The sequence below is a fragment of the Emticicia sp. SJ17W-69 genome, assembly GCF_051209875.1.
GTDB lineage: Bacteria > Bacteroidota > Bacteroidia > Cytophagales > Spirosomataceae > Emticicia.
In genome coordinates, this window is sequence record NZ_JBNTQY010000001.1 from 1,276,083 (window position 1) to 1,291,236 (window position 15,154).

Below are 15,154 nucleotides of genomic sequence, written 5' to 3' on the forward strand. Positions count from 1 at the left end.
TTTTTGTGTTACTTCGATTAGAATTTTGAAGATTTATGACTGTTTTTCTCAATTTTGTGAATAAAAACCTTAGAAGTACCGAATAATAAAAATGGTTAAAAAATATTATAATATGATATTTTAATTACTACTTTTGAAAGTTAATGATTATTAATATTTAGTGTATTAATCATTAAATTAAATGTAGATATAGTTATTTGTCTGTTTAACTTTTGGGTATTAAAATAAGCCTTCATCAAATATTGTTAATCATCAACTTAAACTACTATTTTGAATAAACTCACACAGATTTTTGTCATATTTTTGTTTACATATCCTTATTTTGTTTTCGGTGGAAATGTTAAAAAAGTACAATTTGACAGAAACTTTAAGTACCTGTATTTATCAGGAGAGAATCAATATGTAAGGTCTGAAAAACGACTAACTTTTGCTGAACTTGTTAAAGATGCAAACACCAATACGCTAACTTTTTTGCATAATTTCAAAACCAAGCGAGACAATAGTTTTTATTGTATTAAGATAGAAGTACAAAATATTGATAACGAAGATATTGAGGTTATAATGCTTGTGGATGAACCACGCATTGATCATTTCAATTTTGTAATGTTTGAAAACGGAAAGCCTATAAATACCTTCTCAAAATTTATTCTTGACCCTCATATAAAAATCTTAGGTAACAAATTAATAAATGAATTGCCATTAGTATTAAAAGCAAAAACAAGTTATAAGTTATATTTCCAAATAGATAATCGAATTTCGCTCAATAAATTGAAATTACCTCTCAAGTTTATTGCTAAATCATATTATCCTACGCAACAATTCTGGGCGACACTCTTTGAAAAGATATATTTAGGAACATTATTTTTTATCGTGGTCTTTACATTGATTTTTGTTGTTTTGTATCGTCAACGTATTTACTTTTTTTACTTTTTGTATCTTTTAGGTTTGGTGATATTCTATGTTTGTGTCAATAATTTCATAGTATATGTATCAGATTCAGAAACTTTTTTTAAGAATAATTGGAGCGGACTTGCTCTTAGTTACTTTTTAATGCTGGTGGGTTATGTTCATTTTTCTGAAGAATTTCTAAATGTTTCACAGTTTGTCAAACCCATATATATCAGATATCTTAATCTATTAAAAAAGAGCTTTTACATTTACTATATTGTATCAATTTCTCTTTTATGGTTATTTAATTTTAGTTCGGTAAAAGTAGCTGCGGTGTCTGTATTTATCATAAACCCTTTAATGCTATTATATATCTGGTATTTTATATTCAAAGCATTTCAAAATAAATTTAGTCCAGTCTATCTTTTTACATTAAGTTATTTCCCTATTTTCTTAGTTGGCTTTTTTCTTGACCCACTTGGGACTTCAGGGCTATTAGGAGCCAATATAAATGCGATCTTCTACAGTTCACATATATTTGAACTTTTTACATTATCAATCGCAATTATTTACCGATTCAGATTGATTGAAGTAGAAAAAAACAACTTAAATCTTGTGGTGTTTCAACAGAAAGAAAATTTATTGAATGTAGAAATAAAAGCACAGGAAATGGAGCGTGAAAGGCTCGCAAAAGACTTACATGATGATTTAGGTGGAACACTTACTGCCATTAGAAATATGGCAATCTCCAAACCGAATGAAAAACAGTTACTCCCATTAATCGACCGTGCGATTATTGATTTAAGGAATGTTTCAAAAAACCTTCTACCAATAAACCTTGTAAATAATGGATTGATAAAGGCCGTTCAACAAAATATAAATTACCTTCAAGTTGCGTCGAATATAGAATTTGACTTTATAACATTTGGAAAAGAAAAACGATTAAATAAAGAAGAAGAATTACATACTTATCGAATAATTGCAGAATTATTAAACAATATTATTAAACATTCTGTAGCAACAAAAGCTACAATGCAGATACTATATTATGATGATTATTTGCATATTTCGATAGAAGATAATGGCATTGGTATCGACACACATAAAAATAATTTAGGAATTGGCTTGCTAAATATTCAAGCACGTATTGATTTCCTGAAATCTAAACTAATTATTGACACTAATGAGAATGGTACATTGATAACTTTTGATGTGTATTATTCGACTCATTAAATTAACTGAATGAAACCAAAAATTATTATAGCCGATGACCACTTACTTGTGAATGATGGTATAAAATATTTATTATCAACTGACTATGATATTGTTGCTCAAGTAATAGATGGAGGAAACGTGATCGAAGTTTTACACCGTTTTGTGCCCGATGCAATTTTATTAGATATTAATCTGCCTAATAAGAACGGCTTTAAAATTGCAGAAGAGATAAAGCGAAGTTTCGGTAATATAAAAATCGTTTTTTTAACAATGTATAGTGAAATGAGATTTATTGAAAAAGCCAGACTTTTAGAAGTTCACGGATATATGCTAAAACATTCGACAAAAGAAGAGCTTGTCGAATGTCTCAATGCAGTGTTGATCAATAAAACCTATTATGACCCAAAACTTGAAGCATTAACCATTAATTTGCATCAAAAAGATAATTTTGTTAAACAATTTGCTATCTCTCCACGAGAGTTAGATGTCATTAATCTTATTTGCAAAGGGCTAAATTCACAAGGTATTGCTCAAAAATTATCAGTTAGTGTCGAAACAGTTAAGACCCATCGAAAAAACATTTATTATAAGTTAGGAATAAATAGCGTTTTTGAATTAGTCGAATTTGTTGATAAAAATAGTTTATCATAGCATACTGTATATTAGAGCTACAAAAACAATCATAAAAATGGCATATCTCGAAAGGATATGCCATTTTTGTTGTTCAATATTATTTTTTATCAAATCAATGGAACACAATCAAATAAGCTGCCCCAACTGTAAACATAGTTTTTCGATCAATTCTGCTATTGCGAGTGATATTGAAAAGTCTATTTCTGAAAAAGTGAAGAATGATTATCGCCAAATTATGACCGATTGGCAAAAGAAAGAAGCTGAAAAATTTGAACTAAAAGAGCAACAACGTGATGCAGAATTGAAGCGAAAAGAGCAAGAATTGGCAGATTCTATTGAAAAACAACGCAAAAATCTCACAGATGAGATTCAAGAACGCCTTAAACGTGAGAATATGGCTTCTATCGAATCATTGACTAAGCAATTGGAAAATCAAACTGAAATGATAAGTAGTTTGAGGAAAAAAGAGATAGATTTTCTGGAAAAAGAACAAGCCTTGAAAGATGAAAGAGACCGAATGGAGTTGGAGAGAAAACAGTTTGAACTTCAAATTCAAGACCAATTGAAAGAAAAACTAAGTAAAGATTTCGAAATAAAATATGATTTGATTATCAAAGAAAAGGAAAAACAGCTCGAAGATCAAAAGAAACTGGCAGCCGAAATGCAGCGAAAAGCCGAGCAGGGTTCGATGCAATTGCAAGGCGAGGTACAAGAAATGGGTTTGGAAGAAATGCTAAAAAATACTTTTATCTATGATGAAATCAGTGAAGTTGGTAAAGGAATTCGTGGAGCAGATGTCATTCAAACTGTGAAAAATGAGTTAGGGCAAATCTGTGGAAAAATTATCTATGAAAGCAAGCGTACACAAAATTTTGGTGGAGATTGGATTGAAAAACTAAAAGATGACCAACGACAAATCGGAGCAGAAATAGCCGTATTAGTTACTCAAACAATGCCCAAAGATATGGAGCGTTTTGGCGAAAAAGATGGTGTATGGGTTTGTAACTATTTGGAAATGAAGGGATTAGTATTTGCTTTGCGAAAGATTTTGATTCAAACACAAACTGCTAAATCTGCCAATGAAAACAAAACAGATAAAATGAGTTTGCTTTATTCATTCTTGACTTCTAATCAATTTCGTCAGCAAATAGAAGCTATTGTAGAAAGCTTTACAACGATGAAATCAGATTTGGATAAGGAAAGACGTGCCATGCAACGCATTTGGAAAGAAAGAGAAATGCAAATCGAAAAAGTAATTGGCAGCACCATTGACATGTATGGTAGTATCAGAGGCATTGCAGGAAATGCTATCGCCCCAATTCAATATTTGGAATTGCCTGGAAGTGAGGAAGAATAAAAGTAGGACAGATTTTTTAATCTGTCAAGCGTAGAAGCGAAAAAGACGGATTAGGAAATCCGTCTTACTTTTCTACATAACTTTTCTCAAAGCATTTTTTACTTCAGGAGCAGAAATAAGCCCCGTATGTCGCCAAAGTAATTTTCCATTTTGGAAAAGCATCAAAGTTGGCACAGCTTCCAATTTAAATTTCTTTTTGAGGGCAACATTTTTGTCCACATCAATTTTTACAACCAGTAGGTCTTCCTCCAATTCATCGACCAATTGGTTGAGCATCGACGAAATTTTCTTACAAGGTTTACACCATTCTGCCGAGAAATCTATTAAAACGGGTTCATCTGACCCAATTAATTCTTCAAAAGAACCAGTCATTTTGCTTTTATAGTTTACTGAAATAATATTACATTTTTTAGCAAGAAATGGTTCTTTTATTTGTACAACAATTTTCCAAATTGTTCAGCGAGAATAAACAATTTGGAAAATTGTTGTACAAATTACTTCTCCAAATATCGTTTTTTAAAAGCCAAAGGGTTTTCGTTGGTAATTTTCTTGAAAGTTCGATTAAAGTACGAAAGGCTTTCAAAACCACATTCAAAGCAAGTTTCGGTTACGTTTTTATCTAAAAGTAGTAGCCTTTTTGCTTGACTGACTCGGTAAAAATTCAAGAATTCGGTAAAAGTAAGCAAAGTTCTTTTTTTAAAATACCGACAAAAAGCTGCATTCGATAAATTGCTCAAATTGGCTACTTCATCAATTTCTATTTTTCGTTGAAAATTTTCATCAATAAAGCGATAAAGGTGTTTGAGGCGTTCTTGTTCTTTTTTATTGTATTGATTTTCTACTGGATTTGTGTGCAATAATTCAATATTCTTGGCCGATGCCAAAACTTTAAAAATACTCAAAATTTCTAAAAACTGCTCAAAATGAGGTAATAAATATAGATTTTTCAGACGTTTTGCCACTTTTTGCTTTGTTTCAGCATCGAATGCAATTCCAAACTTTGATTTTTCAAAGAGTTGAAAAATCCCTAAAAGTTCGGGAGTATTGGCAAAAGCGTCGCCTAAGAAATCTTGCTGAATATGAATCACCACTTCTTCATAATCGGTTTGCACGCCATAATCGAAATTGAGGTGTGGAATATTGGAGCCAATAAAAACCAAATCGCTTTCTACGTAGCGTGAAATATGTTCGCCCACATGGCGAGTGCCATTTGCTCCTTCGATATAAACCAGTTCAAATTCAGGATGGAAATGCCAAAAGAATAAATCATTCAATTTTGGGTTGTGCATCAAACGAAACGAACTATTGACATCGGGCTTTATTTCTTCAAATTGAATCTTCATTTTTTGACATATAATTTTCCAACTTAGCATGGCAGAACTTGACTGTAGCGAAAATCAATTATGCCACGTCTGAGTCTTAATTATACTATGAGCGTTTGAGATATTTATATTTTTGTCTAAAATTAACAATATTATATTTAAATACATTATATAATATCAATATAGTTCAAATTTAGGTAATTATTGGCGTAGAAATCATGGTTTTAAATCTGTTATCTTTGTATCATTATTTCAATGCTAAATATAACAAAAAGATGGAACTCAAAGAACAAGGAATGGTGGCTACGATGATGCCAAATACCAATCACACCGATATTCCAGGAAACCCTTCGACTGCAACAAGTAGTTTTTTGAAATTAAATGACCGTTCAAATGGCAAACCTTTAAAGGTTTTGAGTGATGAGGATTGGGCTTTTTGGATAGAAAATGGCTATGTAATTATCAAAAATGCTGTGCCACGTGAACAAGCTCAAGCGACTGCTCAGTTTTTGTGGGAATTTGAAGAAAAAGATCCAAATGACCAAAGTACATGGTATGCACCGCCACGTGCTGAAATGAAAATGAAGGAATTAGGAGGAACGGGCATGGTGGAAGTATATAATAACCAACATTTATGGAATAATCGTCAAATGCAAAGAGTGTATGATGCTTTTTGCGATATTTGGGGAACTGAAAAATTGTGGGTAACAATTGACCGTGCGAATTTGAATTTTCCGATTCGCCCAGGGTTTGAGTACAAAGGGTTTATTCATTGGGACTATGACCCAGAAACAAAACCTCAAAATGTACAAGGGGTTTTGGCACTTGCCGACCAAACTGACGAAAATATGGGTGGTTTTCAATGTATTCCAGAGCTTTATCGTACGTATGATACTTGGAAATTAACACAGCCCGATAACCGTGACCATTTTAAGCCTGATACTACGGGCTTTGAAGATAAATTTCATAAAGTGAAATTAGAAGCAGGTGATTTATTGATTTTTAATAGTACTCAGCCACATGGTATTCGCCCAAATAATTCAGTAGATAAAGTTAGAATCGCTCAATATATTTCGATGATGCCTGCTGAAGAGGAAAATGTAGCCATGCGTGATTGGCGAGTAAATTCTTGGAAAAATCGTATTTCTCCCGAAGGCTATGCTTTCCCGGGTGACCCAAGAAATTGGGAACAAACAAAATATGGTATTGCCGAGTTGAATGATTTAGGTAAAAAATTATTAGGGCTTGAAAAATGGTGACCCCACCCAGCATCAGCTGCCACCCTGAAGGAGAGTCAATTTTACATAAAAACATGATGCAAAAACAAATTATGAGCACCCTCAACAATGGCATTTCAATGCCTTTGTTGGGGCTTGGTGTGTATGATATGTACAAAAAAGATGCCGAGCAAGCAGTTTTATGGGCATTAGAAACAGGTTATCGCTTGATAGACACGGCAGCCATGTACGAAAATGAAGTCGAAATAGGCAATGCTGTACGAGCAAGTGGCATTGCCCGAAAAGACATTTTCATTACCACAAAAGTACATGACAAAGACCAAGGTTTTGAGCAAACTTTAAGGGCGTTCGACGAAAGCCAAAGAAAACTTGATTGCGAATACATTGACTTGTATTTGGTTCATTGGCCATTAAAAGCTACACGAAAAGAAACTTGGAAAGCTCTTGAAAGAATCTATTCAGAAGGACGAGTGCGGGCAATTGGCGTGGCAAATTATATGATTCCATTTTTAGATGAATTGGCCACATATAGCAATATTATTCCTGTTGTCAACCAAGTAGAATTTAGCCCTTATTTGTATTTAGAAGATTTATTGAAATATTGTCAGGCGAAGCATATACAGTTACAAGCTTATACGCCTTTGGTACGTGGGCAACGTATGAACGATGCAAAACTACTTGCTTTATCACAAAAATATGCCAAAACTCCTGCCCAAATCATTCTTCGTTGGGCTTTGCAACATGGTGTTTCTCCCATTCCAAAATCCGCCAATTTAGCAAGAATCAAAGAGAATTTCGATGTTTTTGATTTTGAAATGAATGCCGAGGATATGAGTAAAATGGATGCTTTCAATGAAAACTACCGAGTGGTTGATGACCCAATGGAACTGTTTTAACAAATTTTTGTCCTACCTTTGAGCAAATATTAGATAGAAACTCGATGAAGCAAAAGGATAGAAGGCCGAAACAACAAAATACGCAAAAAGTAGCAAAACCAGAGGCAACTCGATTTACGGTCATTGAAGAAACTGAATTATTGGTTTTTTTATTGGCAAAAATGGCTCAAAAAAGCCGAAATGATGTGAAAATTTTGCTACGAGATAAACATATTTTTGTTGATGGAAAGCCGATTACACAGTTCAATCATGTCCTGAAACCCGAGCAAATTGTTGAAATTCATTGGAAAAAAGCTCCAGAAGAGCAAAAATATAGAGGAATCAATATCGTTTTTGAAGACCAATATTTGATTGTAATTGAAAAACAAGCAGGCGTCTTATCAATTGCTACCGAAAAACAAAAAGACAATACAGCTTATAGTATTTTGAGTGGACATATCAAAAAGCAAGACCCTCGAAATCGTATTTTTGTGGTACATCGCCTCGACCGTGAAACATCAGGATTAATGATGTTTGCCAAAAGCGAGAAAGTACAAAAACTTCTGCAAGAATCTTGGAATGCTACGATTCAAGAGCGAACTTATTTGGCTGTGGTTGAAGGGTATGTAGAAAAGAAACAAGACACAATTACTTCATACTTAGTTGAAAGTAAAGCTTTGATTGTCTATTCTAATAAAAATTCGGAAGTAGGGCAGAAGGCGATTACACACTATGAAGTACTAAAAAGTAATAAAAATTTCTCTTTATTGAAAGTAAATCTTGAAACAGGACGCAAAAACCAGATTCGAGTACATGCCAAAGATATAGGTCATTCGGTAATCGGTGATAACAAATACGGTGCAAAAACCGACCCCATCAAACGCTTAGGATTGCATGCGTGGGTGTTGGCATTCAAACACCCAATCACTGGCGAAGATTTGAATTTTGAAACTGAAATTCCTGCAAAGTTTTTAGGTTTATTTTGATTGCATTTATTACTTCATTATTATTTGTTACACAATTTTTTTACCACAATAGACACTATTGAGTCACAATAGACACAAGTTTTATCTCGTAATAGCCTTGTGTCCATTGCGAAATCCATTGTGTCTATTGTGGTTAAGCAAATATTTGTAATTTTATCCAATGATGAATTATTAAAATCAATTTTCCTCCTCTAATCACTCTCTCTACGAAAAATTTCGTAATAAATTTGGAAACTATAATTCTTGTGCATTATCTTTGTTACGAAATATTTCGTAGATGATTTTTTATTTTTTCTGTAACCTTTTTTTATTTGTGAAGTATCCACAAGAGTAAAGGAAACAGTAAGCACAACTTTTGCAGCACAAGCCTTTCTTTTGGTTATTAGTTACTGGGAAATTGATTATTGGTCTAATTCACCAATAACCAGTTCACCAATAACAAATTCACTTGTGTTCACTATAATTTTTTTGAAAAAGCTATAACATTTTAATTATGAAAAATTTACTACTCGTGCTTCTAACGAGCCTGTCGAGCTATGCCTTTGCTCAAACATTTACCATAAAAGGCCTTGTGAAAAATCCACAAAATGAAGGCGTTTCCTTTGCTACCATTGCCGTTCATAATGTTTCAGATTCAACACTTTTTAAAGCAGATATTGCGGACGAAAATGGTGGTTTTAAAATCGTAGGAGTTGTAAAAGGAAAGTATTTCTTGAAAATTACAACCATTGGATTTGTTCCTTTTAAATCTCCAGCCTTTGAAATTGTTGATAAGGATATTGATTTTCAGCCATTTATACTAATTTCTGACACACAACAACTCAAAGAGGTAAAAGTGGTTGCCTCCAAACCTTTGATAGAAGTAAAGGAGGATAGGATTGTCTTCAATGTCGAAAGTAGCATTAATTCGACTGGTTCGAATGCTTTAGAATTGATGCGAAAATCACCAGGCGTGCAAGTCGATAAAGATGAAAATATATTGGTGAAAGGCAAATCGGGTGTAAGAATATACATTGATGGACGGCCATCGCCGATGAGTGGAAAAGATTTAGCTTCTACACTCAAAAGCATGAATTCGGCTGATATTGAAGCCATCGAAATCATTACAAATCCTTCGGCAAAATATGATGCTGCGGGAGATTTAGGAATCATCAATATTCGTTTGAAGAAAAATCGCAAGATGGGAACCAATGGAAATGTGAGTTTGGGCGGAATGTTTGGCATTACACCAAAATATAATACTTCGATTAATCTCAATCATCGTGATAAAAAAACCAACCTTTTTGGTACTTATAGTTATAATCAAGGTGCTTGGCATAACCAAACTTTAGATAATCAGATTTTGAATAATATCATGTATAACAAAACATGGAAAGGGCTTTGGCGTGATACTTCAAATAGTGTAAAGTTAGGTGCAGATTATTTTATCAATGCCAAAAATACCATTGGTTTTAGCAGTAATGGCAGAATAAGTAATCACAATGGCGGTGGTGAAAGTGAAACTTTGATAGGTAGAAGATATAGCTCGGTGCCAGATTCGGCGGTACTTAGTTCACAAACATCAAATCCCGAGAAAAATAAGAATTTAAACTTAAATCTCAATTATCGCTATGCCGATACAACTGGTCACGAATTGAATGTAGATGCCGATTATGGCATTTTTACATCGAGAGGCATAAGTAATCAGCCCAATAGATATACTTTTTTGAATAATGCTCAAGAATCATTTTCGAGAAATTATGTAACCAAAACGCCCATTGACATAACAATAAAATCGTTTAAAGTTGATTATGAGCAACCATTCAAGAAAGGCAAATTAGGCTATGGGATCAAGCTTTCTGACGTAAAATCAGACAATACTTTTGATTTTTTCAATAAATTGAATGATGTCGAGGTCAGAGATATTGATAGAAGTAATCAATTTACTTATACTGAAAGGGTGTATGCGGCATATCTCAATTATAATAAAACGCTCAACAAAAAATGGAGTTTGCAAGTAGGGGTGAGGGCCGAAAATACAAAATCATTAGGAAATTTGGTGAGTTATAAACAAAATGCTTTGAACAAAGTAGATACTACCTACATCAACTTGTTTCCAAGTGGAGCTTTGACTTATAAAGCGACCGATAATCACTCTTTTAATTTGAATTATAGTAGAAGAATCAATCGCCCAAGTTACCAAAATCTGAATCCATTTGAATACAGAATTGATGAATTGGTTTATTCAAAAGGGAATCCGTTTTTACGTCCCGAATATGCCAATAGTTTCAAATTGACGCATATTTATAAAGGGAAATTGACAAGTTCGGTGGGGTATTGGCGAACCAGATTCCCTGTGGTGGGGTTACGTATTCCTTATGATAATAGCCGCACTTACTTTATTTCAAGAAATTTAGATTATTCACAAGGTTTTAACTTGGATATGAGTCTGACGGTATCGCCTACTAAATGGTGGGAAATTTATTACAGCCTCAGTGCCTACCATAGCCTTTATCGAGCCAGTTTAGACAATGGATTGATTATCAATAATCCTACAACAGCATTTAATTTTAATGGACAAAGTACCATCAAACTAAAAAATAACTGGACTTTTGAGCTATCAGGTTGGTATAATTCTCCTTATCGTCGCATTGATTATAACTCAGCAATGGGCATGATGGATATGGGTTTACAAAAGAAATTCTTGAAAGATAATGCAACTTTAAAATTAACCTTTAGCGATGTTTTGCACACTGCCCGAGGAGGTTATCATTCGGAATATGCTGGTGTTGCAACTGATTTGCGATTCAAATTTGAAGGTAGAATGTTGCGAGTCAATTTCAATTATCGTTTTGGTAGCAAAGAAATCAAAGCGGCAAGAAACCGTCGAACAGGCTCAGAAGATGAACTGAATAGAATTAAAGGAGGATGATTTGATGGAAAACCCCTCCTAAACAAGCAATAAGAGGGGTTTTCCATTTATCCAATATTATTTCCATTCATCCAAATCACCCAAAATGGGGTAAAACAGGCATGCATTCACCCATTATTTTTGTAATACATTATGAAAAAATTATGAAAAAGCTATTTACACTTGACTTCTATGGCATCTCTATGTCCATACAAAACATTCTCAGTAAATAATATTTCCAAATACTTATCATCACTCATCACTAAAAGATTTTACTCTGTATGAATCATACAGTTTGTTGTTAGGTAAATAAAATCCCGACCGTATTGCGTTGGGATTTTTTATTTTCAAATTCAACTTGTTGAAAATTTAATCTACATTTAAATTTACTAAACAACCTTTTTGAAAAATCAAATCCCCTTCACTGCCTCAATAACCCTAATCTGTTCTAAAACTTGTTCAGGTTTAATATAAAGTTCTTTACCTTCGACAATAGCACCATATAGATTTTGGAATAGAAAATCCCAATTACCAACTTCGGTTTCAATATGCCCTTTGAAATGTTGGCCTCCGATTTCTGTGTTTAGAATTCCCCATTTATCACTTGGTTCTACACCAAAACCATCCATTCTTGGCATCAAACCTGCTTTTAAGTGATCTTCTTGTACATCAATGCCATATTTTACAAATGAACCTTTTGTGCCGTGTAGAATATACCTTGGTCCTTCTTCTCGTACCAATAGACTTGATTTTAGCGTTACTTTTAGTTTTCCATAATCGAGTCTAATATCAAAAGCATCATCAATACTTGAGCCTTCACGCTGAGTATAGGTTTCGCCTGAAATTGACATTGGCGAACCAAAAAGTACAATTGTTTGGTCAATGATATGAGCTCCTAAATCATATAAAATTCCGTTTGCGGGACTCACTTCCTCTTTCCATTTTTTTGGATTTAAGATTGGCTTATGGCGGTCGAAATGAACTTCAAAAGCTACCAATTCGCCTAAAAACTTATTCTCTACGACTTTCTTCACAGTCATGAAATCGCTATCAAAACGACGATTTTGGAAGATAGAAAGAACTTTACCTTGCTTTTTTGCTAAAGCGATGAGTTCTTCTGCCTCGGCAACTGTGGCTGTAAATGGTTTTTCTACCAGTACGTGTTTGCCCGCTAGAAGTGCTTGACGAGCTTGGCTAAAGTGTAAGTGACTTGGTGAAGCAATGCTCACTAAGTCAATTTCGGTGTCGGCCAAAACTTCGTCTATACTACGAGCAACGCCTACACTTGGGTATATATCTCGTGGGTTTTGTGAACCTGAAACGATGGTTTTTAGATTAAAATTAGGGTTTGTAAGGAAAAAAGGAGCTTGGAGATATCTCCCCGAAAGTCCAAATCCAACAAGAGCAACGTTGAGCATAATGGCTTAGATTTTGGTTGAAGCCACTAAAGTAGAACTTTTTATTGATGGACAAAAGAAGTTAGACAAGAGAAAATAGATTTTTTCTTATCTAATGTTTTTTGCCTAGTATCTTATTTCTAAATTCATATCCAAAATTCTCATTTTTCGGCGTGAAACATCAATTTTTTCGCCAGTAGAAAGACAAGCAAAATGGCCCTCAATGGTTTTTTCAAATCCTGTCAAGTATTTCAGATTGAGCAGAGTTCCCCTATGGATTCGAGTAAAATCGCCTTTATTTGAAAGCTGTTGTTCAAAAGTTTTCATGGTATAAGAAGCCAAAATGACTTGCCCACTATTCAGATGGAATTTTGTATAATTATCATAACTTTTGAGATAAACAACGTCTTCTGGACGAATGCTTTTTTTGCGATGATTCAACCAAAGCATTTCTGGATTACAATTTTTTGGAGATATTATAGAATTTTTCATGGTTTTTTAAAATTTAACATCACTGAATTCGTGTTTTACTCTAAACTTCCCTACGATAATATGATCGCTTACCTTCGGGTCGTTGGTGGCATCTCCACCAAATACTTTTACATTTATTTTGCCCGTAATAATTCTGTATTTTTCACCGAAACGCTTACTTTCGGTAATAACAATGGCATCTGGAACTGGTATGGAAGAGGCAGGGAAATTGGTATTGAAACTATTAGAGGTATAGTTTTTTTCTGGAAAGTTTTGCAGAGAAACACTTCCTTGTGTTATTTCATCGTCAAAGTTTTTTGATCCGGAGGGTGTGCTTGATGGCTTGGTTACATCTTCTGTAGTGGCGAGTAAAAGGTTTATTTTGCCATATTCGCCAGCAAAAATCTTAAAAACTGGCTTTTTCAAAGCGGTATTATAAGAAGTAGAAATTTCTTCTGATGGAATAGAAACTTCTTTGTCATCTATCGTAAAAGTGAAATATAAATCTTCTTTTTGAGTTGCTGCGTTTTCATTAGTATTTCTACTATTATTGCAGCTTAGAAAACCTATAAATACAAATAATATAGCTAAAGGAAGAGAGTTTTTCATTGTATAAAATATTAATAGAAAGGTAGTTATATGTATATTAGAATGCTAAAAGTAAGTGACCAGAAAATCTTGCGTATTCAGTAGAAGGTGATATATATTGACTAGCACCAGATGTTTGATTAGATACTACTTTTACCTTGTTGCCAGCAGAAAGTTGACAATCCACGCTCAATGAATTAGTCATATAGTTAGTAGTAGTGGCAGTAACTAGTTCGACATCCAAGCCTACAATGCCACCATCTTTCTGGATTTGTAAATTATATCCTCCCGCACCTGCACCAGGATTCCATAGAACAAAAGCATCAAAATGGTAAATACCGCTAACAGGGGCCGTAAATTCACCAGTAGTTGTATTATAATTGTTTGAAATATCATACTCTTCGACACTAAATGGCAAAGTGCTATTGCCATTTCCTACAGGGAATGCTGAAGCACCAATATCTTTCGCCGCAAAAGCAGAAGAATTTGCTCCGCCAGCGATAACGAGCTTCCCGTTGGCATCAGCCGATACATTTCTAATACCAGTACCAGCCAAACTCGAAGACCCAATAGTGCCATTTACTTCTAATTTATTACTCGTAGGCACTGTACTAATTCCAACGTTTCCATTGGATGCATTGAACCTAAAACTCCAACCAGGAGTGCCATAAAACCCGAAAAGATCATCAGATTCCATACCTACAAAAACACGCTCTGTACCAGCAGTATTATCATACCAAATACCCGCAGTGTTAAATCCCCCATTGTTTCTGAGTCTAATTCTGCCGTTTACATCTAAAGGATAAGTGGGTACAGAAGAAGAAGGCAAACGGATGCCGATATTACCTACAGTACCATCACTTGGGGAAAGGTGAATAAATCCCAATCCTATACCTGTATTTTTTAAAAAAATTTGCGGAGTACCACCATAGGTTGTTAGAGCAAAGGGATGATTTGAAAAAGAGCCAGCATAAACCGTTTTTTCGGGGTAGGGTGCCATCCAGTCTCTAAAAGTAGCTGTACCATCACTATGAGAATAACCAGTAGAGTTTGGAATAGTTTTTAAAATATGCCCAGAATTAAGAAAATCGGCATCAGAAGGTTTTATAGTGATTGATTGACTAAATACTTTGACACTAAGTAATAGTGAGCAAAAAAGTAGTTTTTTCATGGCAATAAAGTTTAAGAAACATTTTAACAAAGGTCTATGATTAAAGGGTAGTTGTCAATTACGGAAAACCGTGAAATCACTCACGGAAAACCGTGATTTTTGAATATTTTGTAGCGTTTATAT

The 15,154-nt window shown here is 34.0% G+C and carries 13 protein-coding genes; 7 read left to right on the forward strand and 6 right to left on the reverse strand.

The window, feature by feature from the left end; genetic code table 11:
* Positions 1–270: 270 nt before the first annotated feature.
* The 3 genes from ACQUQZ_RS05225 (at position 271) to ACQUQZ_RS05235 (ending at position 4,093) form a co-directional block, all read left to right on the forward strand.
* Positions 271–2,121 (forward strand): sensor histidine kinase, encoded by a 1,851-nt coding sequence (locus tag ACQUQZ_RS05225; protein ID WP_435353711.1) that lies wholly within the window; start codon positions 271–273, stop codon positions 2,119–2,121.
* Positions 2,122–2,130: 9 nt separating this feature from the next.
* Positions 2,131–2,754: a response regulator gene (locus tag ACQUQZ_RS05230; RefSeq protein WP_435353713.1), complete on the forward strand. Its 624-nt coding sequence runs from the start codon at positions 2,131–2,133 to the stop codon at positions 2,752–2,754.
* A gap of 97 nt (positions 2,755–2,851) precedes the next feature.
* A complete protein-coding gene (locus ACQUQZ_RS05235) occupies positions 2,852–4,093 on the forward strand; it encodes a DUF2130 domain-containing protein (RefSeq protein ID WP_435353714.1) in 1,242 nt (413 codons plus the stop codon).
* A gap of 72 nt (positions 4,094–4,165) precedes the next feature.
* Here the strand turns inward: ACQUQZ_RS05235 and ACQUQZ_RS05240 are convergent, their stop codons facing one another.
* A complete protein-coding gene (locus tag ACQUQZ_RS05240) occupies positions 4,166–4,465 on the reverse strand; it encodes a thioredoxin family protein (RefSeq protein ID WP_435353715.1) in 300 nt (99 codons plus the stop codon).
* A 122-nt stretch (positions 4,466–4,587) separates the two neighbouring features.
* Entirely contained in the window at positions 4,588–5,436 is an 849-nt protein-coding gene (locus ACQUQZ_RS05245) for a helix-turn-helix domain-containing protein (RefSeq protein ID WP_435353716.1), read from the reverse strand.
* A gap of 254 nt (positions 5,437–5,690) precedes the next feature.
* Between ACQUQZ_RS05245 and ACQUQZ_RS05250 the strand changes: the two genes are divergently transcribed.
* The 4 genes from ACQUQZ_RS05250 to ACQUQZ_RS05265 all read left to right on the forward strand — a co-directional run bounded on the left by ACQUQZ_RS05250 (position 5,691) and on the right by ACQUQZ_RS05265 (position 11,425).
* Positions 5,691–6,674: a phytanoyl-CoA dioxygenase family protein gene (locus tag ACQUQZ_RS05250; RefSeq protein ID WP_435353717.1), complete on the forward strand. Its 984-nt coding sequence runs from the start codon at positions 5,691–5,693 to the stop codon at positions 6,672–6,674.
* 71 nt (positions 6,675–6,745) lie between these two features.
* The gene (locus tag ACQUQZ_RS05255) at positions 6,746–7,549 is read left to right on the forward strand and encodes an aldo/keto reductase (RefSeq protein ID WP_435353718.1); all 804 of its coding nucleotides are present in this window, start codon (positions 6,746–6,748) and stop codon (positions 7,547–7,549) included.
* A 44-nt stretch (positions 7,550–7,593) separates the two neighbouring features.
* On the forward strand, positions 7,594–8,514 hold the full coding sequence (locus ACQUQZ_RS05260; protein WP_435353719.1) for an RluA family pseudouridine synthase: 921 nt from the start codon (positions 7,594–7,596) through the stop codon (positions 8,512–8,514).
* A 493-nt stretch (positions 8,515–9,007) separates the two neighbouring features.
* On the forward strand, positions 9,008–11,425 hold the full coding sequence (locus ACQUQZ_RS05265) for a TonB-dependent receptor domain-containing protein (protein WP_435353720.1): 2,418 nt from the start codon (positions 9,008–9,010) through the stop codon (positions 11,423–11,425).
* Positions 11,426–11,814: 389 nt separating this feature from the next.
* Here ACQUQZ_RS05265 and ACQUQZ_RS05270 read toward each other — a convergent pair whose 3' ends face one another.
* The 4 genes from ACQUQZ_RS05270 to ACQUQZ_RS05285 form a co-directional block, all read right to left on the reverse strand.
* Entirely contained in the window at positions 11,815–12,822 is a 1,008-nt protein-coding gene (locus ACQUQZ_RS05270) for a Gfo/Idh/MocA family oxidoreductase (protein WP_435353721.1), read from the reverse strand.
* 105 nt (positions 12,823–12,927) lie between these two features.
* Positions 12,928–13,293: a LytR/AlgR family response regulator transcription factor gene (locus ACQUQZ_RS05275; protein ID WP_435353722.1), complete on the reverse strand. Its 366-nt coding sequence runs from the start codon at positions 13,291–13,293 to the stop codon at positions 12,928–12,930.
* A 6-nt stretch (positions 13,294–13,299) separates the two neighbouring features.
* Positions 13,300–13,881 carry a hypothetical protein gene (locus tag ACQUQZ_RS05280; protein WP_435353724.1) on the reverse strand — a complete coding sequence of 194 codons (582 nt, stop codon included), beginning with the start codon at positions 13,879–13,881 and terminating at the stop codon, positions 13,300–13,302.
* 37 nt (positions 13,882–13,918) lie between these two features.
* A complete protein-coding gene (locus ACQUQZ_RS05285) occupies positions 13,919–15,031 on the reverse strand; it encodes a C1q-like domain-containing protein (RefSeq protein ID WP_435353725.1) in 1,113 nt (370 codons plus the stop codon).
* Between the last annotated feature and the right edge of the window lie 123 nt (positions 15,032–15,154).